At 52.4% G+C, this 26,222-nt stretch carries 23 protein-coding genes; 15 read left to right on the top strand and 8 right to left on the bottom strand.

Annotated features, from left to right (window positions below; translation table 11 throughout):
• The first annotated feature begins 141 nt into the window (after window positions 1–141).
• Complete coding sequence (locus OGX86_RS12510; protein ID WP_286640129.1) at window positions 142–2,412, top strand: bifunctional diguanylate cyclase/phosphodiesterase; 2,271 nt, start codon at window positions 142–144, stop codon at window positions 2,410–2,412.
• Here OGX86_RS12510 and ppx read toward each other — a convergent pair.
• From ppx to purM, 4 genes are all read right to left on the bottom strand, one after another.
• On the bottom strand, window positions 2,392–3,933 hold the full coding sequence (gene ppx, locus OGX86_RS12505; protein ID WP_032944195.1) for an exopolyphosphatase: 1,542 nt from the start codon (window positions 3,931–3,933) through the stop codon (window positions 2,392–2,394). The genes OGX86_RS12510 and ppx overlap by 21 nt on opposite strands.
• Before the next feature lie 4 nt (window positions 3,934–3,937).
• Entirely contained in the window at window positions 3,938–6,004 is a 2,067-nt protein-coding gene (gene ppk1, locus OGX86_RS12500; protein ID WP_032944192.1) for a polyphosphate kinase 1, read from the bottom strand.
• A 215-nt stretch (window positions 6,005–6,219) separates the two neighbouring features.
• Window positions 6,220–6,861, bottom strand: coding sequence for a phosphoribosylglycinamide formyltransferase (purN, locus tag OGX86_RS12495; RefSeq protein ID WP_008785442.1), 642 nt, complete (start codon window positions 6,859–6,861; stop codon window positions 6,220–6,222).
• Window positions 6,858–7,895: a phosphoribosylformylglycinamidine cyclo-ligase gene (purM, locus tag OGX86_RS12490; protein WP_286640127.1), complete on the bottom strand. Its 1,038-nt coding sequence runs from the start codon at window positions 7,893–7,895 to the stop codon at window positions 6,858–6,860. The genes purN and purM overlap by 4 nt, the downstream gene beginning before the upstream one ends.
• Before the next feature lie 295 nt (window positions 7,896–8,190).
• On the opposite strand from purM, the gene OGX86_RS12485 reads away from it, so the two are divergent.
• The 4 genes from OGX86_RS12485 to OGX86_RS12470 all read left to right on the top strand — a co-directional run bounded on the left by OGX86_RS12485 (window position 8,191) and on the right by OGX86_RS12470 (window position 12,614).
• Window positions 8,191–9,621 carry a 6-phospho-beta-glucosidase gene (locus tag OGX86_RS12485; protein ID WP_048224988.1) on the top strand — a complete coding sequence of 477 codons (1,431 nt, stop codon included), beginning with the start codon at window positions 8,191–8,193 and terminating at the stop codon, window positions 9,619–9,621.
• 183 nt (window positions 9,622–9,804) lie between these two features.
• Entirely contained in the window at window positions 9,805–10,431 is a 627-nt protein-coding gene (gene upp / locus OGX86_RS12480) for a uracil phosphoribosyltransferase (protein WP_003835110.1), read from the top strand.
• Window positions 10,432–10,527: 96 nt separating this feature from the next.
• Window positions 10,528–11,817: a uracil permease gene (gene uraA, locus OGX86_RS12475; RefSeq protein WP_003835107.1), complete on the top strand. Its 1,290-nt coding sequence runs from the start codon at window positions 10,528–10,530 to the stop codon at window positions 11,815–11,817.
• A 95-nt stretch (window positions 11,818–11,912) separates the two neighbouring features.
• Window positions 11,913–12,614 carry a DnaA inactivator Hda gene (locus OGX86_RS12470; protein WP_211924219.1) on the top strand — a complete coding sequence of 234 codons (702 nt, stop codon included), beginning with the start codon at window positions 11,913–11,915 and terminating at the stop codon, window positions 12,612–12,614.
• Window positions 12,615–12,649: 35 nt separating this feature from the next.
• On the opposite strand, the gene arsC is transcribed toward OGX86_RS12470, so the two are convergent.
• Both arsC and bepA read right to left on the bottom strand, forming a co-directional pair.
• Complete coding sequence (gene arsC, locus OGX86_RS12465; RefSeq protein WP_048215795.1) at window positions 12,650–13,009, bottom strand: arsenate reductase (glutaredoxin); 360 nt, start codon at window positions 13,007–13,009, stop codon at window positions 12,650–12,652.
• 123 nt (window positions 13,010–13,132) lie between these two features.
• On the bottom strand, window positions 13,133–14,596 hold the full coding sequence (bepA, locus tag OGX86_RS12460) for a beta-barrel assembly-enhancing protease (RefSeq protein WP_008785438.1): 1,464 nt from the start codon (window positions 14,594–14,596) through the stop codon (window positions 13,133–13,135).
• Window positions 14,597–14,822: 226 nt separating this feature from the next.
• Here bepA and OGX86_RS12455 point away from each other — a divergent pair, with 226 nt between their 5' ends.
• From OGX86_RS12455 to iadA, 4 genes are all read left to right on the top strand, one after another.
• Window positions 14,823–15,887: an AI-2E family transporter gene (locus OGX86_RS12455; protein ID WP_003037941.1), complete on the top strand. Its 1,065-nt coding sequence runs from the start codon at window positions 14,823–14,825 to the stop codon at window positions 15,885–15,887.
• Between the two features lie 166 nt (window positions 15,888–16,053).
• The gene (locus OGX86_RS12450; RefSeq protein ID WP_032944189.1) at window positions 16,054–16,713 is read left to right on the top strand and encodes a nucleoside recognition domain-containing protein; all 660 of its coding nucleotides are present in this window, start codon (window positions 16,054–16,056) and stop codon (window positions 16,711–16,713) included.
• 1 nt (window position 16,714) lies between these two features.
• Window positions 16,715–17,176 carry a YjiG family protein gene (locus tag OGX86_RS12445; RefSeq protein WP_003835099.1) on the top strand — a complete coding sequence of 154 codons (462 nt, stop codon included), beginning with the start codon at window positions 16,715–16,717 and terminating at the stop codon, window positions 17,174–17,176.
• 11 nt (window positions 17,177–17,187) lie between these two features.
• Window positions 17,188–18,351, top strand: a complete 1,164-nt coding sequence (iadA, locus tag OGX86_RS12440; RefSeq protein ID WP_286640126.1) for a beta-aspartyl-peptidase — start codon at window positions 17,188–17,190, stop codon at window positions 18,349–18,351.
• A gap of 107 nt (window positions 18,352–18,458) precedes the next feature.
• Here iadA and bcp read toward each other — a convergent pair whose 3' ends face one another.
• Both bcp and OGX86_RS12430 read right to left on the bottom strand, forming a co-directional pair.
• Window positions 18,459–18,929, bottom strand: a complete 471-nt coding sequence (bcp, locus tag OGX86_RS12435; protein ID WP_003835095.1) for a thioredoxin-dependent thiol peroxidase — start codon at window positions 18,927–18,929, stop codon at window positions 18,459–18,461.
• Window positions 18,929–19,501 (bottom strand): glycine cleavage system transcriptional repressor, encoded by a 573-nt coding sequence (locus OGX86_RS12430; RefSeq protein WP_003037954.1) that lies wholly within the window; start codon window positions 19,499–19,501, stop codon window positions 18,929–18,931. The genes bcp and OGX86_RS12430 overlap by 1 nt, the downstream gene beginning before the upstream one ends.
• Window positions 19,502–19,646: 145 nt before the next feature.
• On the opposite strand from OGX86_RS12430, the gene dapA reads away from it, so the two are divergent.
• The 6 genes from dapA to ypfH all read left to right on the top strand — a co-directional run bounded on the left by dapA (window position 19,647) and on the right by ypfH (window position 26,199).
• On the top strand, window positions 19,647–20,525 hold the full coding sequence (dapA, locus tag OGX86_RS12425; RefSeq protein ID WP_003037957.1) for a 4-hydroxy-tetrahydrodipicolinate synthase: 879 nt from the start codon (window positions 19,647–19,649) through the stop codon (window positions 20,523–20,525).
• Window positions 20,526–20,541: 16 nt separating this feature from the next.
• Window positions 20,542–21,576 (top strand): outer membrane protein assembly factor BamC, encoded by a 1,035-nt coding sequence (gene bamC, locus OGX86_RS12420; RefSeq protein ID WP_003835088.1) that lies wholly within the window; start codon window positions 20,542–20,544, stop codon window positions 21,574–21,576.
• A gap of 111 nt (window positions 21,577–21,687) precedes the next feature.
• Window positions 21,688–22,401: a phosphoribosylaminoimidazolesuccinocarboxamide synthase gene (gene purC, locus OGX86_RS12415; RefSeq protein WP_003835086.1), complete on the top strand. Its 714-nt coding sequence runs from the start codon at window positions 21,688–21,690 to the stop codon at window positions 22,399–22,401.
• A 128-nt stretch (window positions 22,402–22,529) separates the two neighbouring features.
• On the top strand, window positions 22,530–23,396 hold the full coding sequence (gene ypfJ / locus OGX86_RS12410) for a KPN_02809 family neutral zinc metallopeptidase (RefSeq protein ID WP_003037967.1): 867 nt from the start codon (window positions 22,530–22,532) through the stop codon (window positions 23,394–23,396).
• Window positions 23,397–23,411: 15 nt separating this feature from the next.
• On the top strand, window positions 23,412–25,427 hold the full coding sequence (locus OGX86_RS12405) for a tRNA(Met) cytidine acetyltransferase TmcA (RefSeq protein ID WP_286640125.1): 2,016 nt from the start codon (window positions 23,412–23,414) through the stop codon (window positions 25,425–25,427).
• A 73-nt stretch (window positions 25,428–25,500) separates the two neighbouring features.
• Entirely contained in the window at window positions 25,501–26,199 is a 699-nt protein-coding gene (gene ypfH, locus OGX86_RS12400) for an esterase (RefSeq protein ID WP_048224981.1), read from the top strand.
• Window positions 26,200–26,222: the final 23 nt, after the last annotated feature.

The raw sequence follows: 26,222 nt of genomic DNA, 5'->3' as shown, positions 1-26,222 counted from the left end.
TGATATGTATCAAGCATCACACGTTGCTGACAACTAAAATCGATGAATCATTGTGATGTATTTTACTTTATCGTTTTAAAGTCAGGTGGGATGCCTGTCTGAATACCCCCTACAGGATGTGCGGGATTCTACTGAGCATCTATGAAACTCAATAAAAATTATATTGATATTAGAGATAGATGGTGGGCATTACCTCTCATCTTACCTTCTTTGTTGTTGCCTATATTGAGCACTGCCACCACCTATGCCCATATTAGTACGGGGACCGTAATTCTTTTCTACCTGCCGTTAGCGCTGATGATTAGCCTGATGCTTTTTTTTGGTTGGGCGGCATTGCCAGGTATTATCATTTCCATTATCTGGTACAAATATCCGCAGGTCGGGTTATTTGAAACACTTTCAATAATTTCGCACTTTATAGTTACAGTCGTGCTTAGCTGGGGAGGATATAAAGTATTTTCTCCCCGACGAAACAACGTTTCCCACGGCGACTCTCATCTGTTGTTTCAGCGTATGTTCTGGCAAGTCTTCTGCCCGGCTACGCTGTTTCTGATACTCTTTCAGTTTGCCGCATTTGTGGGTGTTTATGAAAGCAAATCCGGCATGGTGGGCGTTATGCCCTTCAATACAGGCACATTAATCAACTATCAGTCCATACTCGCGGGGAATCTTGTAGGTGTGCCGCTGTGTTATTTCATCATTCGAACAATTCGCAACCCCTTGCATCTGAGAGGCTATTTTTCTCAGTTAAAGCAGCAGTTTGATACCAAAGTGACTAAAACAGAGTTTGCGGTCTGGTTGATTATATTGACTGTGCTAATGGCAATGTTGTGTATGCCGCTCAATGAACAAAGCTCAATATTCAGCACGAATTATACCTTGTCACTGTTACTTCCCGTCATGCTGTGGGGGGCAATGCGTTACGGTTATAGATTTATTTCGGTGATATGGGCGGTCGTACTTATTACCGCAATTCATTATTATCAGCGCTATATGCCATGGTATTCGGGTTACGATACGCAGCTTGCCATTACCTCATCAAGTTATCTGGTTTTTTCCTTCATCGTGAATTTCATTGCTGTCCTGGCAACGCGTCAACGTTTTGTTACCCGGCGCAACCATCGCCTGGCCTTCTTTGACCCTATGGTGCATATTCCGAATTTGCGCGCTTTGAACCGGGATTTGAAAAACGCGCCATGGTCAGTGCTTTGCTTTTTGGGTGTTCCGGGCATGGAGCTGCTGGTGAAAAATTACGGCATTATGCTGCGTATCCAGTACAAGCAAAAACTGGCTCAGTGGATAACACCGTTGCTTGAACAGGATGAGCATGTCTATCAATTGTCAGGTAATGATTTAATCCTGCGTTTTAACACTGAGCTACACCAGGAACGCATTGAAGCACTGGACAGGCATATCAAGCAGTTTCGTTTTGTCTGGGACGGAATGCCTTTGCAACCGCAGGTTGGGATCAGCTTTTGCTATGTCCGTTCTCCTGTTAACCATATCTATTTGTTGCTGGGAGAGTTAAGTACCATTGCCGAATTATCGTTGGCAACCAATTCACCAGAGAATTTGCAGCGGCGTGGTGTGATGCACCTGCAACGCGACCTGAAAGATAAAGTTGCGATGATGAACCGTATTCAGCAGGCGCTGGAGAACAATCGTTTTTTCCTGAAGGCGCAGCCGATTTTTGGCGTGCGTGGCGACGTTTATCACGAAATCCTCCTGCGGCTTGAGGGGGATGACGGTGAAACTATTGCCCCTGATAACTTCTTGCCGGTAGCCCATGAGTTTGGTTTGTCATCCCGTATCGATCTGTGGGTGATTGAAAATACGTTGAAATTTATGGCGCAGAATCGGGAAAAAATGCCCGCCCACCGGTTTGCTATCAACTTATCACCCACCTCAGTATGTCGCGCGCGCCTTCCTAATGACATCAATCAGTTACTGAATAAGTACAAGGTTGAAGCATGGCAACTTATCTTTGAAGTGACGGAAAGCAATGCCTTAACCAATGCGGAACAGGCACAGGCAACGTTGCTGCAGCTGCAATCACTGGGCTGTCAGATTGCAATTGATGATTTTGGTACTGGATATGCCAGCTATGCGCGGCTGAAAAATGTGAATGCCGATATCCTGAAAATTGACGGTAGCTTTATTCGCAATATTGTTTCGAACAGCCTCGACTACCAAATCGTGGCCTCTATTTGCCATCTGGCGCGGATGAAAAGAATGCTGGTGGTTGCGGAGTACGTCGAAAGCGAAGAAATACGCAGTGCGGTGATTTCACTGGGGATTGATTACATGCAGGGGTATCTGATTGGTGAGCCACTGCCGTTGAATGAAACGCTGGAAAAGCAGGTGCCAGATGAACTGACACCTGCTGAGATCTTATGCGGCGATATCGGGTGAGCTCTCTTCTTCAATTTTGAGTCGCCAGCCTGTTACGGCTTCCCAGTATTGCTGCTCTTTCTCCAGATCGAGCAGCACCAGCGCATTTTGGCTAAACCAGTCATGCGGGAAGCGTAAGGTCCAGTGGCTGTCGTCGGTTATCAGGGTCAAAGTCGGCGGTGTGGTGGTCGCCTGACGCTGATTATTCAACAGCACGCCCAGGCGCAGCAGCTGAATTAACGGCAGAAACTGTTTCTTCTTAAACAGCGTAAAGCGGGGCAAGTCGTCGAGCTTAATCGCTTTGCGATGATAACGAACTAATGTTGCCATCATCAGCTGTTGTTCCTGATTGAAACCAGGCAGATCGCTGTTCTGTAAGATATACGCAGAGTGGCGATGCAAACCGCTGTGGTTAATGTTCAGCCCAACCTCATGCAGCATTGCTGCCCAACGCAGTAACGCTTCCAGTTGGGGATTGGCCAGCTTTGGCTGCTGCGTATGCCACTGGTCGTACATTTGCATCGTCGTTTCCAGCACGCGCCGGGCCTGTTCGCTATCAATGTTGTACTGATTCGCCAGGCTGCTGGCGGTACGGCTGCGAACGTCCTGGTGGCGAAATCGGCCTTCCATCTCGTACAGCACGCCTTCACGTAACGCACCATCAGAAAGGCGAAGTTCGCGAATAGCTAACGCGTCAAAAACGCCGCACAGAATCGCGAGTCCGGGTACAAACACTGCTTTTCTTTCTTCTGACAACCCCGGCAAGCTGAGCGCATCAAATGACGCGTGCTTCAACACTTCAGATGTCAGCTTGTCCAGACGTTCGGGGGTGATAAAACCGTCTTTTTCACCCATCTCCAGCAGCACTTCATGGGCTGCTTTAATGGTGCCCGATGCGCCCAGCGCAACGTTCCAGCCCTGAATGCGAAACTGCCAGGTTAAGGTTTCGAGCTTTTGCGCAGCCGCCATGCGGGCACGCTGGAAATTTTCACGGTTAATTACACCGCGCGGGAAGTACATCTGGGCAAAGCTGACGCAGCCCATACGGCGGCTTTCGACCAGTTTAGGCTCGAAATCTTCTCCGATCACCAGTTCTGTTGAGCCGCCGCCGATATCGATAACCAGCTTGCGACCTTTTTCCGGCTGCGTATGTTCAACGCCCATAAAGATCAATCGGGCTTCTTCGTTGCCGGAAATAATCTCAATTGGGTAGGGGATGACTTTTTCCGCTCGCTTGAGAAAATCAGTCGCATTCAGTGCCTGACGCAAAGTATGGGTTCCCACGATACATACGCTTGATGGAGGAAACCCCTGCAAACGTTCGGCGAACAGTGATAAACAGCTTAGCCCGCGCTCCATGGCCTCCTCGCTCAGCTTGTTATCTTCGCCGAGGCCATCCGCCAAATGTACGCGTTGTTTCAGCCGCCCAATAATTTGCATTGCGCCATCAACCACGCGGGCAATGACCATATGGAAACTGTTTGAACCAAGGTCGACCGCAGCAAATTCCTGCGGTCGTGGAGTCTTGTCGTGTATTGGCATATCTTTAGTCAGGTTGCTCGAGTGATTTGATGTAGTCGTAAATCGCCAATTGTGACTGAACCTTACGGCGGTTTCCGCGCGGTACGTAGCGATTACTGAGTTCTTTATCGATGAAGCGAGCCTTCACCGTGTCGCTGAACAGGATATCGATAATATCCAGCACGCGTTGCTTAAGACGCGGGTCAAGAAGCGGCGTGGCGACTTCGATGCGATAGTCGATATTCCTGGTCATCCAGTCTGCGGAGGAGAGATACACCTGCTTGTCACCCCCGTTCTCGAAGATATAGACCCGGTCATGTTCAAGATAGCGATCAACGATGCTGATAACGCGAATATTGTCGCTGATACCTTCCAGATTCGGAATCAAAGAACACATACCACGAATCAACAAATTGACCGGCACACCTGAGCTTGAGGCCGCATAGAGGCGGTCAACCAGACCTTTATCAACCAGGTTATTCAGTTTTAGCGTAATGCCGGAAGGCAGTCCTTGTTGCGCGTTGGCGATTTCTTTGTCGATCATCGCGTACAGCAGACGGCGTGAGTTCTGCGGGGAAACCAGCAGATAATCGAACGTCACCGGGCGATACGGGTTCTCGATGAAGTTAAACACCCGGCGCACTTCGTTGGTAATGCGCGAATCGGCGGTCAGCAACGAGTAGTCGGTATACAGGCGTGCCGTTTTTTCGTTAAAGTTCCCCGTCCCGATATGCGCATAGCGCACGACTTCATCACCTTCTTTACGCGAGATAAGGAACAGTTTGGCGTGAATTTTCAGGCCTGGCGCGGAGAAGATGACGTGAACGCCTGCTTCGGTAAGACGCTTGGCCCAATGGATGTTGGCTTCTTCATCGAAGCGGGCCTGCAATTCCACCACCACGGTGACTTTCTTACCGTTGTGTGCGGCATGGATCATTGAATCTATGATGCGTGAATCTTTTGCCACACGGTAGATGTTGATCTTTATAGCCAGCACGCTCGGGTCGAAAGAGGCCTGGCGCAGCAGTTCAAGAACGTGCTCAAAGGTGTGATAGGGGTAATACAGCAGCACGTCGCGTTCACGAACGGCGTCAAAGCCGTTACGAAACTTCTCGTTGTCGAACCAGATATGGCGCAGACGCGGCAGCGGTTTGTTCACCAGGTTAGCTTTGCCAACGTTAGGGAAGTTAATAAAGTCTTTGAAGTTATGGTAACGCCCGCCGGGAACAATCGAGTCGTAGCGAGAAATCGTCAGTTTTTCACGCAGTACCTCGACCAGCGCGTTGGGCATGTCGCGTTGATAGACAAAACGTACAGGTTCTGCGGTCAGACGCTGTTTCAGGCTGGATGACATCAGCTCCATCAGGCTCGATTCCATCTCGTGCACCAAATCGTATTCGGCGTCACGGGTCATTTTCATCGAATAGGCGTTCAGTGCGTCGTAATCAAAGAACCCTTTGAAAATGTCGTCAAGGCAGTAACGTAAGATGTTGTCCAGCAGGATCATCGGTTTGCGACGGCGCGGGGTTTCCGGCGGCAGATTCACAAAACGAGGAACCTTGTCGGAAGGAATTTCCAGCAGCGCGTAGCGGATCGTATCGCCACGGATAATTTCTACCGCCAGATAGGTGTAGTCATCTTTCAAAAACTGGACTAAATCCGTCTCGCGGTTAATCAGGATCGGCGTGATGTGCTGGCGAAGATATTGCTTGAAGTAATGACGCAACCAGCTTTGCTGATTGACCGACAACTGGCGTTCGTTGATTAAGAAAATCTGATTGCGCGCCATTTCCAACAGCAACTCGTTGTACAGGCCGTCAAATTCCTGATCGGCTTTTAATACGCGGGCCTGGATTTTGCCTAACAAATGGCGGGAGTGAGAGTTTGAACCCTGTTCTTCGCTAATAATGATTCGGCGCTTCAGTTCGGCAAAACGAACCTTATAAAACTCGTCGAGATTATTGGAATAGATACCTAAGAAACGCATCCGTTCGATCAACGGGTTTGACTTATCAGCAGCTTCCTGGAGTACACGTTCGTTGAACGCTAACCAGCTGAGTTCTTTCTCGATGTATAGCTTTTCCTGACCCATTACCACTTTTACTCCGTTTCATTCACGGGACACTACCGATTTATTATGGCGAGCATTGCTCTCAGATGTCCAACTGTGCCAGAAAAATATGACAATAAACCGTCTGATAGCAAAGAGAAAGGGGGAGAGTAGATGAATACCGGTGGTATTAACCGGAAAAGGTAGTTATGCCTGTAAGCCGGATGGTGACATTCGGCTTACAGGTTGTTTTTTTATTATTCGTCGGCGGCGTAGCCTTGTGGAGGCAAACGAACGCCATCCAGCCATGCAGCGTTATCACGCATCTTCAGGCGACCATCGATAAACCAGCTTACCACCAGCGGGTAAATGGTATGTTCCTGAGCCTGAACCCGTGCCGTGACATCATCTTCGCTGTCGCCTTCAAATACTGGAACTTTGGCCTGGAGAATGACCGGTCCGCCGTCCAACTCATCCGTCACGAAATGGACTGAGGTACCATGTTCTTCATCGCCGTTTTCCAGTACCTGGCGGTGCGTATGCAGGCCGGGATACTTCGGCAATAAAGACGGGTGGATATTCAGCAATCGTTCAGCATAGTGAGCGACAAACGCCGGGCTGAGGATACGCATATAACCGGCCAGCACCACGACATCGGGTGCATAGGCGTCAATCTCTTGTATCAGTTGGCGGTCGAATGCTTCGCGACTGGCAAACTGGGCGGCTTCCAGCGAGTGTGCCGGAATATTCGCTTCGCGTGCGCGCTCAAGGCCGAACGCATCGGCCTTGTTACTGAATACTGCACGTATGGTGCCATTGATTTTTTTCTGTTCGCAGGCGTCGATTATCGCCTGCAAATTGCTTCCGTTGCCGGAAATGAGCACCACAATGTTTTTCATTCAATGACCACACGCTGTTCGGAATCAGAAGCTTTGATGATACCGATTTTCCATGCGTTTTCACCTTTCTCATTGAGCAAAGCAAGGGCTTTGTCCACTTCCGGAGCTGGCAGGGCGATAACCATACCTACACCGCAGTTAAAGGTGCGATACATCTCATGCTGGCTGACATTACCCGCCGTTTGCAGCCAGTTGAAAACGGCTGGCCACTGCCATAAAGATTCGTCGATCACTGCCTGCGTGTTGTCTGGCAGAACGCGTGGAATATTTTCCCAGAAGCCGCCGCCGGTCAGGTGGGCAATGGCGTGCACATCAACCTTCTCGATCAGTTCCAGAATGGATTTCACGTAAATGCGGGTAGGGGCCAGTAAGTGATCGGCCAGCGGCTTGCCTTCAAGCTCGGTGGTTTCTGGGTCACAACCGCTGACTTCTACAATTTTACGCACCAGAGAGTAGCCGTTGGAGTGCGGGCCGCTTGAGCCGAGTGCAATCAGTACGTCACCGTCGGCAACTTTTGAGCCGTCGATAATCTCTGATTTTTCGACGACGCCAACGCAGAAACCTGCCACGTCGTAATCTTCGCCGTGGTACATCCCCGGCATTTCAGCTGTTTCCCCACCGACCAGCGCACAGCCAGACTGCAGGCAGCCTTCGGCAATCCCGTTAATGACGCTGGCTGCGGTGTCCACATCCAGTTTGCCGGTTGCATAGTAGTCGAGGAAGAACAGCGGCTCAGCGCCCTGAACCACGAGGTCGTTGACGCACATTGCGACGAGGTCAATGCCGATAGTGTCGTGGCGTTTCAGATCCATCGCCAGACGCAGTTTTGTACCAACGCCATCAGTGCCTGAAACCAGTACCGGTTCACGATATTTTTGCGGCAATGCGCACAGCGCACCGAAGCCACCCAGACCACCCATAACTTCCGGACGACGAGTTTTCTTTACTACGCCTTTGATTCGATCAACCAGAGCATTACCTGCATCAATATCAACACCGGCATCTTTGTAGCTAAGAGAGGTTTTATCGGTCACTGCCTGCTTCCCCACATGTTTACTTGCAGTAAAAGTTAAATTCGGCGCAATTCTAACAGGGAAAGCAAACGTTTGCGAGCCTGCTCTGCATCAAGTTTTATCTGCTGGTTTTTTCAGCATTTTACAATCATTTATCTATTTGTTTGAGCTGCGCCACGAAAATGAAACCGGGTACAGTCTTGTGCTTGAATCCTGTTAGGCGATTGCACAGTATCTTACTGAAACCGGTTTCTTTTTTCTGTTGCGGACCTCATCAACAGCGTTTTGCGCAGAGTCATCACGATAGGGGAAGGGTATGTCAGGATTTAAAGCAGATTTCATGTGGGGTGGTGCTGTCGCTGCTCATCAACTGGAAGGTGGCTGGCAGGAGGGCGGAAAAGGCGTCAGCGTTGCTGATGTCATGACCGCGGGAGCGCATGGGGTGGCGCGTGAAATTACCGACGGTGTGATTGCCGGTAAAAATTACCCTAACCACGAGGCCATCGATTTTTATCATCGCTATAAAGACGACATAAAGCTGTTTGCCGAAATGGGGTTTAAATGTTTTCGCACCTCTATTGCCTGGACACGTATTTTCCCCTTCGGCGATGAAGAACAACCCAATGAGTCTGGCCTACAGTTCTATGATGACCTGTTTGACGAATGCCTGAAATATGGCATTGAGCCGGTGATTACGCTGTCGCATTTTGAGATGCCTTACCATCTGGTGACGGAGTACGGCGGCTGGCGCAACCGCAAGCTTATCGATTTCTTTGTCCGTTTTGCCAGGGTGGTATTCACTCGTTACCAGCACAAAGTGAAGTACTGGATGACGTTTAATGAGATTAACAACCAGGCAAATTATCACGAAGATTTCGCGCCCTTTACTAACTCAGGTCTGAAATACCAGCCAGGCGAAGACCGCGAGCCGGTCATGTACCAGGCGGCGCACTATGAGCTGGTGGCAAGCGCGCTGGCGGTAAAGGTCGCGCGTGAGATTAACCCGGAATTACAGATAGGGTGCATGATTGCCATGTGTCCAATCTATCCGCTGACCTGCGCGCCAGACGATATGATGATGGCGATGAATGCCATGCACCGGCGTTACTGGTTTACTGACGTCCATGTGCGCGGCAAATACCCGCGGCATCTTCTCAACTACTTTACCCGTCGTGGCTTTGAACTGGATATCACCGAGGAAGACCGTCAGGCGCTGACCGAGGGCTGCGTTGATTACATCGGCTTTAGCTATTATATGTCTTTCGCGACCCAGGCAACGGCGGACAACCCACAGCTGGATTATGATGAGTCGAAAAGCCTGGTTTCCAACCCGTACGTGCAGAAATCTGACTGGGGCTGGCAGATTGATCCGGTTGGCCTTCGTTATTCACTGAACTGGTTCTGGGATCATTATCAGCTGCCACTATTTATTGTGGAGAATGGGTTTGGCGCCATTGATGTGCGCGAGGACGATGGTACAGTTAACGACCAGTACCGTATCGACTACCTTGCCGCCCACATACGTGAGATGAAAAAAGCGGTGGTGGAAGATGGCGTGGATCTGATGGGATATACCCCGTGGGGCTGCATTGATTTAGTCTCTGCCGGGACAGGGGAGATGAAAAAACGCTACGGATTTATCTATGTCGATAAAAATAATGACGGTAGCGGGACATTAACGCGCTCACCTAAAAAATCTTTTTCGTGGTATCAAAAAGTCATCCAGACCAATGCTGAATATCTTTGAAATTCATAGCATTGACAGCAAGCCCCGCCATCAGTGCGGGGCTTGTTTTATACTCATCATTCAGACGCAAATGACTTTGGTTGATCCATATCAAGCGTATGCAGTGTTGCGCCAGAGAGGAAAAGCGGTATAATCCGGCGATTTTTTTTGTGGTTGCCATTCGTCTGAGGAAAGGAGAAGAGTATGAAGATCGTGGAAGTCAAACACCCACTCGTCAAACACAAGCTGGGACTGATGCGTGAAAACGACATCAGCACTAAACGCTTTCGTGAACTCGCCTCGGAAGTTGGCAGTCTGCTGACTTATGAAGCAACCGCTGGTCTGGAAACCGAAAAGGTGACCATTGAAGGCTGGAACGGTCCAGTTGAAGTTGACCAAATCAAAGGCAAAAAAATCACCGTTGTGCCTATCCTGCGTGCGGGCCTGGGCATGATGGAAGGCGTTCTGGAAAACGTTCCGAGCGCGCGTATCAGCGTTGTTGGTATGTACCGTAACGAAGAGACGCTGGAGCCGGTTCCGTATTTCCAGAAGCTGGTTTCTAACATCGATGAGCGTATGGCGCTGATCGTTGACCCAATGCTGGCAACCGGCGGCTCTGTTATCGCCACTATCGATCTGCTGAAAAATGCAGGCTGCACCAGCATTAAAGTGCTGGTCCTGGTTGCGGCACCGGAAGGTATCGCGGCACTGGAAAAAGCGCACCCGGATGTGGAGCTGTACACCGCCTCCATCGATCAGGGACTGAACGAGCACGGATACATTATTCCGGGGCTCGGCGATGCCGGCGATAAGATTTTTGGTACTAAGTAAACGAATAAGTGAAAAGAAGCCGACTTTAAGAGTCGGCTTTTTTTTGAATAAAACAACCCAATGGCTAATAACAAACAACACTCAGAGGAAAACACTATGACGCGCCGTGCTATCGGGGTGAGTGAAAGACCGCCGCTTTTACAGACAATCCCGCTTAGTTTGCAGCACCTGTTCGCCATGTTTGGCGCAACGGTACTGGTGCCAGTCCTGTTCCACATCAACCCGGCTACCGTTCTGCTGTTTAACGGCATTGGTACGTTGCTGTATCTCTTTATTTGTAAGGGTAAAATTCCCGCATATCTGGGTTCCAGCTTTGCCTTTATTTCCCCGGTGCTGCTGCTGCTGCCGTTAGGGTATGAAGTGGCGCTGGGCGGTTTCATTATGTGTGGCGTCCTGTTCTGCCTGGTTTCTTTCATTGTTAAGAAGGCAGGAACCGGCTGGCTGGATGTCATGTTCCCGCCTGCGGCGATGGGCGCAATCGTTGCCGTCATCGGTCTGGAGCTGGCTGGCGTTGCTGCAGGCATGGCGGGGTTACTGCCTGCTGAAGGGCAATTACCGGATTCAAAAACCATCATCATTTCTATGGTAACGCTGGCGGTAACGGTCTTTGGTTCCGTATTGTTCCGCGGTTTTATGGCGATTATCCCGATTCTGATCGGGGTGCTGGCCGGTTATGCGCTCTCCTTCGTGATGGGTGTTGTGGACACTACGCCGATTGCGCAGGCCCACTGGTTCGCGCTGCCGACGTTCTACACGCCGCGTTTTGAATGGGTTGCCATTCTGACCATCCTGCCAGCGGCGCTGGTGGTCATCGCCGAACACGTTGGACACCTGGTGGTGACGGCGAATATCGTGAAAAAAGATTTGATTCGCGATCCTGGCCTGCATCGTTCTATGTTTGCCAACGGTCTGTCTACGGTAATCTCTGGCTTCTTCGGCTCTACGCCGAACACCACATACGGCGAAAACATCGGCGTAATGGCGATCACCCGCGTTTACAGTACCTGGGTTATCGGTGGTGCGGCAATTTTCGCCATTCTGCTCTCCTGCGTGGGTAAACTGGCGGCGGCGATCCAAATTATCCCACTGCCGGTTATGGGCGGCGTATCACTGCTGCTGTACGGTGTGATTGGCGCTTCTGGTATTCGCGTACTGATCGAGTCGAAGGTTGACTATAACAAGGCGCAGAACCTGATCCTGACCTCGGTTATTTTGATCATCGGCGTAAGTGGCGCGAAAGTTCACATCGGTGCCGCAGAGCTGAAAGGCATGGCGCTGGCGACCATCGTTGGTGTCTGTTTGAGCCTGATTTTCAAAGTTATCAGCCTGCTGCGTCCGGAAGAAGTCGTGCTTGACGCGAAAGATGCAGACAGTCCGCAACAGTAAATCTCTGACCGGGCGGCAGCGCTGCCCGGTTCTATCGCGACGTATTTCTGTGTTAAACTCAACGCGATTTTATGAAATCCTGGGTTGAGGTATCTCTGAACACACCGGCACAGCTCTCTTTGCCACTTTATCTTCCTGACGACGAAACTTTCGCAAGTTTCTGGCCGGGGGATAACTCCTCTTTACTGGCTGCACTGCAAAACGTGCTGCGTCAGGAACATAGCGGGTATATTTATCTCTGGTCGCGTGAAGGCGCTGGCCGTAGTCATTTGCTGCATGCAGCCTGTGCGGAACTGTCCGCGCGCGGCGATGCGGTAGGCTACGTGCCGCTCGACAAACGCACCTGGTTCGTCCCCGAGGTGCTCGACGGGATGGAGCATTTATCGCTGGTTTGCATTGATAACATCGAATGTGTGGCCGGCGATTCGCTGTGGGAAATGGCGATCTTTGATCTCTACAACCGTATCCTGGAGTCGGGGAAAACGCGTTTGCTGATCACCGGCGATCGTCCGCCAAGACAGCTGAATCTGGGGTTGCCGGATCTCGCCTCACGCCTGGACTGGGGGCAAATCTACAAGCTGCAACCGCTTTCCGATGAAGATAAGCTGCAGGCGTTGCAATTACGCGCCAGACTTCGTGGATTTGAACTGCCGGAAGATGTGGGACGTTTCCTGCTGAAGCGTCTGGATCGTGAAATGCGAACGCTGTTTATGACGTTGGATCAGTTAGATCATGCGTCGATCACCGCCCAGCGTAAGCTGACCATTCCGTTCGTAAAAGAAATTCTGAAGCTGTAAGCGCCGCAGCCGAGAAGACTGCGGCAGGTTGCAGGTTAACCGACGATTTCCAGTACCTGCTCAGGCGGGCGTCCAATTCGAGCCTGACCTTTGGCAACCACAATCGGGCGCTCCATCAGTTTCGGGTTTTCCACCATTGCCTGAATCAGCGCATCTTCACTCAGATTTTTGTCCGCCAGGTTAAGCGATTTATAGAGATCCTCTTTCTGGCGCATCAGTTCACGCGCGCTGGCCATACCGAGCATTTGCAGCAGTTCGCGCAGGGTTGCTGCGTCAGCCGGCGTTTCCAGATACAACACCACTTCCGGGTCCACGCCGTTGGACTTCAGTAATTCCAGCGTTTCACGGCTCTTGGAGCAGCGTGGGTTATGGTAGATTTTAATCGCGTCTGACATGACTTCTCCTTGCATAACAATACTGCCGGATGGCGGCCAAAAGACCTTATCCGGCCTACATATTGCGTCTGACGTAGGCCGGATAAGACGCTACAGCGTCGCCATCCGGCAAAGGTTCGATAATTACATCTTCGTGTACGGTTTAAAGCGTTCTTGCAGCTGGCGTAGCTGGTCAATACGGGCATCGTATCTGGCCTGCTGCTGGCTACCCAGTTTCACCTGAGAGCTTGCGCTGCTGAGCATCGAAATAGCCTGATCCAGACGTCCCGCGAGGGCATACCCCTCCGCGCGCGCCGCCAGCTCCTGATCGCGGTTGCTCAGGTTGGCTTCCGTTTGCGCTAACAGATCCCAGCCGTTAGGGTCATCTTTATGGTTAAACGTATAGCGATTCAGGATGGTCGCCGCCTCTTTGGCTTGTCCACCCTGTAAATAGGCATTCGCCAGGTTGAGCTGCAGAACCGGGTTAGTGCGCAGGTCGCGGGCGTTTTTCAGGCGGTTAATGGCATCACTGGTTTTCTTCTGGCCGAGATCGATATCTGTTGCCAGGTCGAGATACCAGGCATTGTTAGGATCTGCCGCCAGCAGCGGTTGCAGCGCTTTACGCGCCTCGTCGTATTTACTGGCTTCCATCGCCTGCAATGCCCGGCCATACTGCGCCGCACGTTGCTCACGTACGTTGCCTTTCGACCAGCTACTCAGCAGGTCATCGGTCAACTGGTTACGACCAGAGTTGTACATGCCTAAGGTTCGTGCCTTAGCCAGATAAAAATCTTCTGACGACTGGACGACCACCGGGCGCATCTGGTTGGCGCGGTTACGGGCATCAGACAGACGGCTTTCCGGCAGGGGGTGAGTCAGCAAAATTTCCGGCGGACGCGAAGAGTAACGAGCCTGGTCGAGCAGTTTTTCCAGGAACGTTGGCATGGCCTGGGGATCGAATCCCGAGCGTTGCAGTACCTGAATACCAATGCGATCTGCTTCCTGTTCGTTTTGCTGCGTAAAGCTGATCATTCCCTGACGTGTACCCGCCAGCGTACCGGTCAGCGCCGCCATACCCGCCTGCGGGCTGGCCATTGCTAATAAAATTGAACCTAATGCGCCAACCCACGTTAGCGGTGCGCTGCGTTTCTGATCTTCCATGGCACGCGCCAGGTGACGCTGTGTAACGTGGGAAATTTCGTGCGCCATAACCGATGCCAGCTGGCTTTCGTTGTCGGAATAGCGGAATAGTGCGGAGTGCAGGACAACGTTGCCGCCAAAGAAAGCAAAGGCGTTGATTTCATCGTTGTTAATCAAAAAGAAGGTGAAGGGCGTTTTTACCGAGTCGGCGTGCGAGACCAGACGCATCCCCAGCGCATTAATGTATTGGGTGAGCAATGGATCGTTAATTAATGGCGCACTGCCGCGCAGTTGGCGTACGTAATAATCGCCCATCTGCATTTCCTGTCCTATGGAAAGCGTACTGCCTGCCGACGTTCCCATATCAGGCAGGGTGTCCGCAGTATCAGCAAATGCGGGCGCAACCTGACCGATAGTCAGTGCGGCAATGAGGGTAGCAACCAGGTTTTTTTTCAACTGCCTGAACATAACCTCTGTCCTGTATTCTTTTTTGAGATAGCCATTTGACCGATGCTGTGAAGTATCGTTCACACTCCGCAAGCTTACGGAGTGTAACTGCGAAACCTGACGATGAACACCCAGGAAAAATGTCTTTTCACTTTGCGTAATCAGCCATAAAAAGCGAAGTCTTTTTTGTGACATTTCGATACAATTCGGGATCGCAATCCCGCTATTGGGTTCATGGAAGGGTTTTATGCTCGAAATGTTGATGCAATGGTATCGTCGCCGCTTTAGCGACCCCGAAGCCATCGCCCTGCTGATTATTCTTGTTGCCGGTTTTGGCATCCTGTTTTTCTTTAGCGGTCTTTTGGCGCCGCTGCTGGTCGCCATTGTGCTGGCGTACCTGCTTGAATGGCCGACAGTGCGGCTGGAACATATTGGGTGTTCACGGCGTTGGGCGACATCGATTGTGCTGGTGGTATTTGTCGGTATTTTACTGCTGATGGCCTTTGTGGTGATGCCCGTTGCGTGGCAGCAGGGAATTTACCTGATCCGCGACATGCCCGGCATGCTCAATAAATTGTCTGATTTTGCCGCCACCTTGCCACGACGTTACCCGGCGCTGATGGATGCGGGCATCATTGATGCGATGGCGGAAAATATGCGCTCGCGAATGCTCACCATGGGCGATTCGGTGGTGAAATATTCGCTGGCCTCACTGGTCGGTTTGCTGACGCTGGCGGTTTATCTGGTGCTTGTCCCGTTGATGGTGTTCTTCCTGATCAAAGATAAAGGCCAGATGCTGAACGCCGTGCGCCGGGTGCTACCGCGTAATCGCGGGCTGGCGGGACAGGTATGGAAAGAGATGAACCAGCAAATCACCAACTATATCCGCGGGAAGGTGCTGGAAATGGTGGTGGTCGGCGTAGCGACCTGGCTCGGCTTCCTGCTGTTTGGTCTCAACTATTCGCTGTTGCTGGCGGTGCTGGTCGGGTTCTCTGTGCTGATCCCGTATATCGGCGCTTTTGTGGTGACGATTCCGGTGGTTGGCGTGGCGCTGTTCCAGTTCGGGCTTGGCACCGAGTTCTGGAGCTGTTTTGCTGTGTACCTGATAATCCAGGCACTGGACGGCAATTTGCTGGTTCCCGTGCTGTTCTCCGAGGCGGTCAATCTGCATCCACTGGTGATTATTCTCTCCGTGGTGATTTTCGGCGGTCTGTGGGGATTCTGGGGCGTATTCTTTGCGATTCCTCTGGCGACGTTAATCAAAGCGGTAATGCATGCCTGGCCGGATGGTCAGGTCGTTGACGAACCCTAATCTGCAAGATCCGGCGATATCATGTCGCCGGATCTGAACTTGTCTGACCTCTATCCACTCTTTCTGAATAATCTCCTCTGGTGTCGTTTTTCTCCGCGTTTGTCTTTAACTTGACCATCGTGATGTCTTTTAGTCACACAAGGATTAAGGCCAACAGGAGAACAAAATGGGTCACAGCACACACACGCAGCAAAAGGTGGGATGGGGCGGTTATCTCGCTTTTTTTATTACGATTATTCTTTTTTCCGGCATGTTTGCGAAAAGTACCGAATGGTGGCGGGTCTTTGACTTCACCGTCCTCAACGGTGCGTTTGGGCAGATTAATGCTGCGGGCGACACGGCGGTCTCTTTTCGTGGCACAGGGGGGATGGGGGCAAAAGACGGCTTCTTATTCGCGCTTGAGCTGGCGCCTTCCGTCATTCTTTCGCTCGGGATTATTTCTGTCACCGAAGGGCTGGGTGGGTTGCGCGCGGCACAACAGCTGATGACGCCGGTCCTGCGTCCGTTACTGGGCATTCCGGGTATTTGTTCGCTGGCGTTGATTGCGAATTTGCAAAATACCGATGCCGCGGCCGGGATGACCAAAGAAATGGCGGAAGAGGGCATTATCACAGAGCAGGAACGCGCTATTTTTGCCTGCTGGCAAACCAGCGGCAGCGCATGCATTACCAACTATTTTTCTTCTGGCGCAGCGCTGTTTACGATGGTGACCGTTCCGGTGATTACGCCGCTGGCGGTGATCCTTGTCTTCAAATTTGTGGGCGCGAACCTGTTGCGTGTGTGGATCGCGCAGCTGGAAAATCGCCGTATGCAGCAGGAGGCGTGAGATGACAACGCAGGTACGTAAAAACGTCATGGATATGTTTATCGATGGCGCACGGCGCGGGTTTACCATTGCAACAACCAGTCTGTTGCCTAACGTGGTGATGGCGTTTGTGATTATTCAGGCGCTGAAGGTGACAGGGCTGCTCGAGGTTGTAGGGCGGGTATGCGAGCCGGTAATGGCGCTGTGGGGGCTACCGGGGGAATCTGCCACTGTGCTGCTGGCAGCGGTGATGAGTATGGGAGGCGGTGTCGGCGTGTGCGCCAGCCTGGTTGTCGCCGGTACGCTTTCGGGACATGATGCCACGGTGTTGTTACCGGCTATCTACCTGATGGGAAATCCGGTGCAAAATGTGGGCCGTTGTCTGGGGACCGCGGGGGTTCATCCTCGTTATTACCCGCTAATTATTGCGGTATGCGTCATTAATGCGCTGCTCTCTATTTGGGTTATGCAGGTTATTGCCTGACAAGGAAGGTTATGAACTGTTCAATTCTTGATTTGACGTTGTTCCAGCAGGGACACGTGTATGCGCCGGAAGATTTAGGGCGACAGGATATACTGGTCTCCGGCAGCAAAATTGTTGCCATCGCCCCGTCAATTTCTCCTGAAGACTTTCCCGGTTGCGAGTGTATCAATCTTGACGGCGCGATTGTATGCCCAGGATTTATCGATCAACACGTCCATCTTATTGGCGGCGGTGGGGAAGCGGGGCCGCATACCCGCACGCCGGAAGTGCGCTTGTCACGGCTGGTTGAAGCTGGTGTCACGTCGGTGGTGGGTTTGCTGGGTACCGATGGCATTACCCGTCACCCTGAATCGCTGCTGGCAAAAACCCGCGCGCTGGAGTTTGAAGGTATCAGCGCCTGGATGCTGACCGGGGCGTACTCTCTGCCTTCCCCGACGATCACCGGCAGCATCGATCGCGACGTGGCGCTGATTGATAAAGTTATTGGTGTGAAATGTGCGGTTTCGGACCATCGTTCTTCAGCCCCGAATACCTCGGCGCTGGCAAATATGGCGGCGCAGTCGCGTGTCGGCGGATTGTTAGGGCGCAAACCGGGGATCAGCGTTTTCCATATGGGCGACAGCCAGCGCATGCTGGAACCGTTGTACCAGATCCTTGACTGTTGCGATGTGCCGATTACTAAACTGTTGCCGACACACGTTAACCGTGCGGAACCGCTGTTCCAGGCGGCGCTGGAGTATGCCCGTAAAGGCGGTTATATCGACATTACCAGCAGCATTGATGAGCCCGTCGACCCGGCCACGGCTATCGCCACGGCGCTGCGCCAGAACGTGCCGCTGTCGCGCATTACCCTTAGCTCAGATGGCAACGGCAGCCAGCCGGAATTTGATGAGCTTGGCAATCTCACCGGCATCGGTGTCGCGGGGTTTGAATCACTGGCTGAGACGGTGCGCCAGTTGGTGAAGGTTCATGCCATACCGCTGGAACAGGCGCTGTGTCCGCTGACGCGTACGGTCGCAGAATTTTTGGCACTGGAGCATAAAGGGCGTCTGGCGGTGGGATGCGATGCGGACATTCTGGTGCTCAACGACGCGCTGGAAGTTCATCACCTGTGGGCGAAGGGAAAAGCCGTAGTCAGGGAGCAGAAAGCGTGTGTGAAAGGGACGTTTGAGTAACCGGGCGGTCATCTGCCGGATGTCGACGCTAACGCGTCTTATCCGGCCTACGTGCGTGCATTTGTAGGCCGGATAAGGCGTTCACGCCGCCATCCGGCATTTCACGGTCAGGCGTTCTCTTTCAGCCAATTCATTACCACGTCGTGGTGGTTACTGGTTTTGAAGTCATCAAACACATGCTCAATTTTCCCTTCGGCATCAATCAGGAAGCTGATGCGGTGGATGCCATCGTAGGTTTTGCCCATAAATGACTTCTCACCCCAGACGCCGAACTGCTCGCAAACCTGATGATCTTCATCGGACAGGAGCGTGAAATTCAGGACTTCTTTCTCCGCGAATCGGGAAAGCTTCTCTGGTTTGTCGGTGCTGATCCCCAGCACTTCAACACCCGCTTTTTTTAACTCATCCATGTTATCGCGCAGGCCGCAGGCCTGTACGGTACAGCCGGGTGTCATGGCTTTCGGGTAAAAATAAACCAGAACACGCTGTCCCTGGAAGTCGGTTAAATTTACTTGTTCTCCGTCTTGATCCGGCAAGCTAAATTTCGGTGCGATATCACCGGCTTTCAGTGGGTTCATTACTTAACTCCATCCTGTTCATCATGCTGTGAGTAATTGACGACGTTAATACTGCCTTGCGCATTGAGTTCTGTACAGAGTGCTTTAAACGCATCTTCAATATTTGCCGAATCATGTGACGCAGGACTATGTGCGGTAATTTGAATAAACAACTGCGCCGCCTTTCCATTCTCAGCCGGTTGCGTGCGTGAAACCAGTTCCGCAATATTCATTTGGTGGCTGTCAAACAGAGCGGTGAAGCGTTCAATCAAATGGGGAGAATCAGGGACATCGACCTGCACCCATACCGTAGCAGGCATTGCCGGACGGGGGCGCGCGGTCGTGCGCTTCATCACAATGAGTAAATCCAGCTCTGCGCCTTTTAATGGCAGGGTTGATTCAATCAGGGTGATGGCATTCCAGGTGCCCGACAGCAACATGATAAACGTGAACTCATCACCCAGCATGGCCAGTCGGCTGTCTTCGATATTACAGCCGCAACTGCTGACATGACGCGTGATGGTGTTCACAATTCCTGGGCGATCGGCACCCAGCGCAGTAATGACCAGATAGTGTTGCGATGACGATGTCAAACCTGTTCTTCCTTTGAGCGGTGAGGTAATCATAAGGAAAGCATAAAAAAAACATGCATACAACAATCAGAACGGCTCTGGTCGCTTGCTTTTATTGTCGTACCAAACGTACCATTGAGACACTTGTTTGCACAGAGGATGGCCCATGTTCACGGGAAGTATTGTCGCGCTTGTTACGCCGATGGATGAGAAAGGTAAAGTCTGCCGGTCGAGCCTGAAAAAACTGATTGATTATCATGTCGCCAGCGGCACCTCGGCGATCGTTTCTGTTGGCACCACTGGTGAGTCCGCCACCCTGAGTCATGATGAACATGGCGATGTGGTGATGATGACGCTGGAACTGGCTGACGGGCGTATTCCGGTGATTGCCGGAACCGGCGCCAATGCGACCGCGGAAGCCATTAGTCTGACGCAGCGTTTCAACGACAGCGGTGTTGTCGGCTGCCTGACGGTGACGCCTTACTACAACCGCCCAACCCAGGAAGGTTTGTTCCAGCATTTCAAAGCCATCGCTGAGCATACTGACCTGCCGCAAATTCTGTATAATGTGCCGTCCCGTACTGGCTGCGATATGCTGCCGGAAACCGTTGGTCGTCTGGCGAAAGTTAAAAATATTATCGCTATTAAAGAGGCCACGGGGAACTTAAGTCGCGTTCACCAGATCAAAGAGCTGGTTTCGGACGACTTTATTCTGCTCAGCGGTGATGACGCGACCGGACTGGATTTTATGCAGCTCGGTGGTCATGGCGTGATTTCCGTAACGTCTAACGTTGCGGCACGTGATATGGCTGAAATGTGCAAACTGGCGGCAGCCGGGCAATTTGCCGAGGCGCGGGTGATTAACCAGCGTCTGATGCCGTTACACAACAAACTATTTGTCGAACCCAATCCTATCCCCGTGAAATGGGCGTGTAAGGAGTTGGGACTTGTGGCGACCGATACGCTACGTCTGCCGATGACGCCAATCACGGACAATGCTCGTGAAATCGTCAAAGCGGCGCTTAAGCATGCCGGTTTGCTGTAAAGTTTAGGGAGATTTGATGGCTTACTCAGTACAAAAGTCGCGCCTGGCCAAGGTTGCGGGTGTTTCGCTTGTTATGTTGCTCGCGGCCTGTAGCTCTGACTCGCGCTATAAGCGCCAGGTGAGCGGTGATGAATCCTATCTGGAGGCCGCACCGCTTGCTGAGCTTCATGCTCCAGCTGGGATGATTTTGCCGGTTATGTCGGGCGACTATAATATCCCGGTAACCAACGGCAGTGGTGCCGTGGGTAAAGCGCTGGATATTCGTCCACCGGCTCAGCCGTTAGCATTAGTCACCGGTGCTCGCACACAGATCGCGGGTGATACGTCGACATTACTGGTGGAAAACGGTCGTGGCAACACACTGTGGCCGCAGGTCGTTAGCGTCATTCAGTCTAAAAACTACACGATCACCAAACGTGATGATGCCAGCCAGACGTTGACCACCGACTGGGTTGACTGGAACCGTCTGGATGAAGACGAGCAGTACCGTGGACGTTATCAAATCTCGGTTAAACCGCAGGGCTATCAGCAAGCGGTAACGGTGAAACTGGTCAACCTCGAGCAGGCGGGTAAACCCGTAGCCGATGCGGCATCAATGCAGCGTTACAGCGCTGAGATGATGAACGTTATCTCTGCTGGTCTGGATAAGAACGCCACCGACGCCGCGAATGCCGCGCAGAACCGCTCTGCAGCCACCATGGATGTTCAGAGCGCCGCCGATGACACCGGTTTACCAATGCTGGTGGTACGTGGACCGTTCAACGTGGTGTGGCAGCGTCTGCCGGCAGCGCTTGAGAAAGTGGGGATGAAGGTAACCGACAGCACCCGTTCTCAGGGCAGCATCGCGGTGACCTACAAACCACTGTCCGATAGCAACTGGCAGGAGTTGGGCGCAAGCGATCCGGGTCTGGTATCCGGCGACTATAAACTGCAGGTCGGTGATTTAGACAACCGCAGCAGCTTGCAGTTTATCGATCCGAAGGGGCATACCCTGACGCAAAGCCAGAACGACGCGCTGGTCGCCGTCTTCCAGGCAGCGTTCAGTAAGTAAAAATAAAGGGCTGGATAACTCCAGCCCTTTTTTTCTGATATGATACGCAAACGTGTGCGTCGGCAGAAAAACGCAATATTTATCGTTAATTCACACCCAGGAGTAATAAAGATGCAAAAGCAAGCTGAGTTGTATCGTGGTAAAGCGAAGACCGTATACAGCACGGAAAACCCGGACCTGTTGGTGCTCGAATTCCGCAATGATACGTCAGCAGGGGATGGCGCGCGCATTGAACAGTTTGACCGTAAAGGCATGGTGAACAACAAATTCAACCATTTCATTATGACTAAACTGCAAGAAGCGGGTATTCCTACCCAGATGGAGCGACTGCTTTCTGATACCGAATGTCTGGTGAAAAAACTGGAGATGGTACCGGTTGAATGTGTGGTACGTAACCGCGCGGCAGGCTCTCTGGTTAAGCGTTTAGGCGTTGAGGAAGGTATTGAACTGAATCCGCCGCTGTTTGATCTGTTCCTGAAAAACGATGCTATGCACGATCCAATGATTAACGATTCCTATTGCGAAACTTTTGGTTGGGTGAGCAAAGAGAATCTGGCACGTATGAAAGAGCTGACCTACAAAGCTAACGACGTGCTGAAAAAGATGTTTGATGATGCTGGTCTGATTCTGGTCGACTTCAAACTTGAGTTTGGTTTGTATAAAGGTGAAGTGGTCCTGGGTGATGAATTCTCACCGGACGGTAGCCGCCTGTGGGACAAAGAAACGCTGGATAAAATGGACAAAGATCGCTTCCGCCAGAGTCTGGGCGGCCTGATCGAAGCCTATGAAGCCGTCGCGCATCGCCTGGGTGTGAAGTTAGACTAATCTTCCCCTGAGCCGGCGATCGCTCTCCGGCTCATTAACCCCACCTGATTTGATTACTATTTCTTATGGTAATCCTGTTCCGAACCGCCTACGATCATCATCATAATGAATAAAAAGTTGAGGTGATTATGCGCTGGCAAGGGCGTCGTGAAAGTGACAATGTGGAAGACAGACGAAACAGCTCTGGCGGCGGCCCCTCTATGGGTGGGCCCGGTTTTCGTCTGCCCAGTGGTAAAGGCGGCATCATCCTGCTGATTGTGGTGCTGGTGGCGGGTTATTATGGCGTGGATCTCACCGGGCTAATGACTGGCCAGCCGGTCTCCCAACAGCAATCATCACGCTCCATCAGCCCAAACGATGATGAAGCGGCAAAATTTACCTCGGTGATTCTGGCTACAACAGAAGATACCTGGGGACAGCAGTTTGAAAAAATGGGCCGCACCTACCAACAGCCGAAGCTGGTGATGTACCGGGGCGCGACGCGTACCGGCTGCGGTGCGGGTCAGTCCGTGATGGGGCCGTTTTATTGCCCGGCAGATGGTACGGTTTACATCGACCTTTCATTCTATGACGACATGAAAAACAAGCTGGGTGCTGATGGTGATTTTGCTCAGGGCTATGTTATCGCCCATGAAGTGGGTCATCACGTGCAGAAACTGCTGGGCATTGAACCTAAAGTTCGTCAGATGCAGCAGAATGCCTCACAGGCAGAAGTGAACCGTCTTTCCGTTCGAATGGAACTGCAGGCAGACTGCTTTGCCGGTGTCTGGGGCCACAGCATGCAGCAGCAGGGCGTACTGGAGTCTGGTGACCTGGAAGAGGCACTGAACGCCGCACAGGCCATTGGTGACGATCGTCTGCAACAGCAGGGTCAAGGACGCGTAGTACCGGACAGCTTTACTCACGGAACCTCTGAACAGCGTTTTACCTGGTTCAAACGCGGTTTTGACAGCGGCGATCCGGGGCAATGTAATACTTTTGGTAAAGGTATTTAAGACTCTGTGGCAGGGATGTCCGATAACACGGCGCTGAGCGCGTTAACCGAACAAATGACCCACGAAGGGATCCGTCGTCTGCTGATTATCAGCGGCGAGGATAACTGGTGTCAGGAACAGGCATTAGCGCTACGTAGCACGTTACCCGGCGACTGGCTGTGGGTAGGGGAGCAAGCCCCTACCGAGCCGTGCTGTACGCCGCAGGCGCTAAAAACATTATTAGGGCGCGAGTTTCGTCATGCGGTTTTTGACGCCAGGCAAGGTTTTGACGCTGCGGCGTTTGCCGCCTTAAGCGGCACACTGCTTGCTGGCAGTTGGCTGGTATTGCTGACCCCACCCTGGCATTCCTGGCACACACATCCGGACGCGGATTCACTACGCTGGAGCGATTGTGCTGAACCGATCCCTACACCGCACTTTATTGAGCACGTCAAACGGGTGATTTCCCGCGATAGACAGGCTCTGCACTGGCAACAGCATCAGCCGGTTGCCTGTCCGCATTTTCCTGCTCGCGCAGCCTGGCATGCGGCAACCGGCGAACCCCAGCCAGAACAGGCGATGATATTAAATCATTTGCTGGCTATGCCTCCCGGTGTGGTTGCGGTGACGGCCGCACGGGGTCGGGGCAAGTCCGCTCTGGCAGGGCAACTCATAGCGCGGATTAACGGCACTGCGATTGTGACAGCGCCTGCCAAAGCGGCAACCGATGTGCTGGCGCAATTTGCCGGGGAGCGTTACAGCTTTATGGCCCCGGATGCGCTGTTAAGCAGTTCTGCAATCGCAGACTGGCTGATTGTGGATGAAGCCGCCGCGATCCCCGCGCCGCTGCTGCACCAACTGGTGGCGCGTTTTCCTCGTACGCTGTTAACCACTACAGTACAAGGATACGAGGGTACGGGGAGAGGCTTCTTGCTGAAATTCTGTGCCCGCTTCCCCAATCTTCAACGCTATGAGTTGCAGCAACCGGTACGCTGGGCGCAGGGATGTCCGCTGGAGCAAATCGTCAGCGATGCGCTGGTGTTTGATGATGAAACGTTCACGCATGCCCCATTGGGGGAGCTTCACTTCTCGGCATTTGAGCAACAGTCCTGGCATGCTAATCCGGCGCTGCCGTTAGCGGTATACCAGCTGCTTTCTGGAGCGCATTATCGCACCTCGCCATTGGACCTGCGGCGGATGATGGACGCGCCTGGTCAGCATTTTCTTCAGGCATCAACCGCTGACTCCGTAGCGGGAGCCGTCTGGTTGGTCGATGAAGGGGGACTATCCGCGGAATTAAGCCAGGCCGTCTGGGCCGGATATCGTCGACCGAGAGGGAATCTGGTTGCGCAGTCGCTGGCGGCGCACGGTGGTGACCCGTTGGCGGCGACGCTCGTCGGGAGACGGGTCAGTCGAATTGCGGTTCATCCTGCGCGCCAAAGAGAAGGTATTGGGCAACAGCTGATTATGCTGGCCTACCGCTATTCCACATCGTGTGACTATCTGTCGGTCAGTTTTGGGTATACGGCTGAACTATGGCGTTTCTGGCAACGTTGCGGTTTTGTGCTGGTGCGAATGGGAAATCATCGGGAAGCCAGCAGCGGCTGTTATACCGCCATGGCGTTACTTCCCATTAGCGAAGCGGGGAAACGCCTTACCGAGCGGGAGCACCAGCATTTGCGCCGTGATGCGGAAATCCTTGCTCGATGGAACGGTGAGAGCATTCCGCTGGTCCCGCTGAAAGAGACTACGCTTAATGAGGATGACTGGGCTGAGCTGGCCGGGTTTGCCTTCGCGCATCGGCCATTATTGACGTCGCTAGGCTGTCTGAGTCGTCTGCTTGAGCACAGTGAGTTACCTCTTCCGGCCTTGCGCGGACGCATCCAGGCTAAACGTAGCGACGCCGAATTGTGTCAACAGCTCAAGATTTCTGGTCGTAAAGCGTTGCTGGTCATTCAGCGCGCCGAAGCGGCGCAGGCATTAAATCAGCTGGATGCAGAGCGTGAACAGCGGCTACATAATCGCATTATGCAATGGCAATTTTTTCACTAACTTCTTCAATTTCCTGGCATGGTCATTGCGGTTAAGCGGCGTAGAATGATTCTCATCAGTTAAGGAGATCGCCATGAAACATGACCATTTTGTTGTTCAAAGTCCCGATAAACCCGCTCAACAGCTACTCCTGCTGTTTCATGGCGTCGGCGATAACCCGGTTGCCATGGGCGAAATCGGCTCCTGGTTTGCGCCGCTGTTTCCGGATGCGCTAATCGTTAGCATTGGTGGAGCAGAGCCTTACGGAACGACGTCCGGACGTCAGTGGTTTTCGGTGCAGGGCGTAACAGAAGAGAATCGTCAGGAACGTGTTGACGCCATTATGCCGGTGTTTATCGAAACCGTGCGCTACTGGCAGAAGCACAGCGGCGTTTCGCCGCAGGCAACCGCGCTGATTGGTTTTTCTCAGGGTTCAATTATGTCACTTGAGAGCATCAAAGCTGAGCCGGGGCTGGCATCGCGGGTCATCGCCTTCAATGGCCGCTATGCCACCTTGCCAGAGGCTGCAACCACCGCGACGACGGTGCATTTGATTCACGGTGGTGAAGATCGGGTAATTGAGTTATCTCATGCCGTTGCCGCGCAGGAAGCGTTAATTCGCGCCGGTGGGGATGTGACGCTGGATATCGTCGAAAATCTGGGGCACGCCATTGATGAACGCAGTATGCAGTTTGCGCTCGATCATCTGCGTTTTACCGTACCGAAGCACTACTTTGATGAAGCGCTGAGCGGCGGTAAGCCTCACGATGATGATGTGATTACCATGATCTGATTGATCACCGTAGGCCGGATAAA

The organism is Citrobacter sp. Cpo040 (genome assembly GCF_030332915.1).
Classification (GTDB): Bacteria; Pseudomonadota; Gammaproteobacteria; order Enterobacterales; family Enterobacteriaceae; genus Citrobacter; species Citrobacter portucalensis.
Note: the sequence above shows the minus strand (reverse complement) of the source record. Positions and strands in the feature narration are given on the sequence as shown.

Coding starts and splice junctions, on each gene's coding strand:
- OGX86_RS12510 (WP_286640129.1), top strand. CDS start 142: ATGAAACTCAATAAAAATTATATTGATATTAGAGATAGATGGTGGGCA.
- ppx (WP_032944195.1), bottom strand. CDS start 3,933: ATGCCAATACACGACAAGACTCCACGACCGCAGGAATTTGCTGCGGTC.
- ppk1 (WP_032944192.1), bottom strand. CDS start 6,004: ATGGGTCAGGAAAAGCTATACATCGAGAAAGAACTCAGCTGGTTAGCG.
- purN (WP_008785442.1), bottom strand. CDS start 6,861: ATGAAAAACATTGTGGTGCTCATTTCCGGCAACGGAAGCAATTTGCAG.
- OGX86_RS12485 (WP_048224988.1), top strand. CDS start 8,191: ATGTCAGGATTTAAAGCAGATTTCATGTGGGGTGGTGCTGTCGCTGCT.
- upp (WP_003835110.1), top strand. CDS start 9,805: ATGAAGATCGTGGAAGTCAAACACCCACTCGTCAAACACAAGCTGGGA.
- uraA (WP_003835107.1), top strand. CDS start 10,528: ATGACGCGCCGTGCTATCGGGGTGAGTGAAAGACCGCCGCTTTTACAG.
- arsC (WP_048215795.1), bottom strand. CDS start 13,009: ATGTCAGACGCGATTAAAATCTACCATAACCCACGCTGCTCCAAGAGC.
- bepA (WP_008785438.1), bottom strand. CDS start 14,596: ATGTTCAGGCAGTTGAAAAAAAACCTGGTTGCTACCCTCATTGCCGCA.
- OGX86_RS12455 (WP_003037941.1), top strand. CDS start 14,823: ATGCTCGAAATGTTGATGCAATGGTATCGTCGCCGCTTTAGCGACCCC.
- OGX86_RS12450 (WP_032944189.1), top strand. CDS start 16,054: ATGGGTCACAGCACACACACGCAGCAAAAGGTGGGATGGGGCGGTTAT.
- OGX86_RS12445 (WP_003835099.1), top strand. CDS start 16,715: ATGACAACGCAGGTACGTAAAAACGTCATGGATATGTTTATCGATGGC.
- iadA (WP_286640126.1), top strand. CDS start 17,188: ATGAACTGTTCAATTCTTGATTTGACGTTGTTCCAGCAGGGACACGTG.
- bcp (WP_003835095.1), bottom strand. CDS start 18,929: ATGAACCCACTGAAAGCCGGTGATATCGCACCGAAATTTAGCTTGCCG.
- dapA (WP_003037957.1), top strand. CDS start 19,647: ATGTTCACGGGAAGTATTGTCGCGCTTGTTACGCCGATGGATGAGAAA.
- bamC (WP_003835088.1), top strand. CDS start 20,542: ATGGCTTACTCAGTACAAAAGTCGCGCCTGGCCAAGGTTGCGGGTGTT.
- purC (WP_003835086.1), top strand. CDS start 21,688: ATGCAAAAGCAAGCTGAGTTGTATCGTGGTAAAGCGAAGACCGTATAC.
- ypfJ (WP_003037967.1), top strand. CDS start 22,530: ATGCGCTGGCAAGGGCGTCGTGAAAGTGACAATGTGGAAGACAGACGA.
- OGX86_RS12405 (WP_286640125.1), top strand. CDS start 23,412: ATGTCCGATAACACGGCGCTGAGCGCGTTAACCGAACAAATGACCCAC.
- ypfH (WP_048224981.1), top strand. CDS start 25,501: ATGAAACATGACCATTTTGTTGTTCAAAGTCCCGATAAACCCGCTCAA.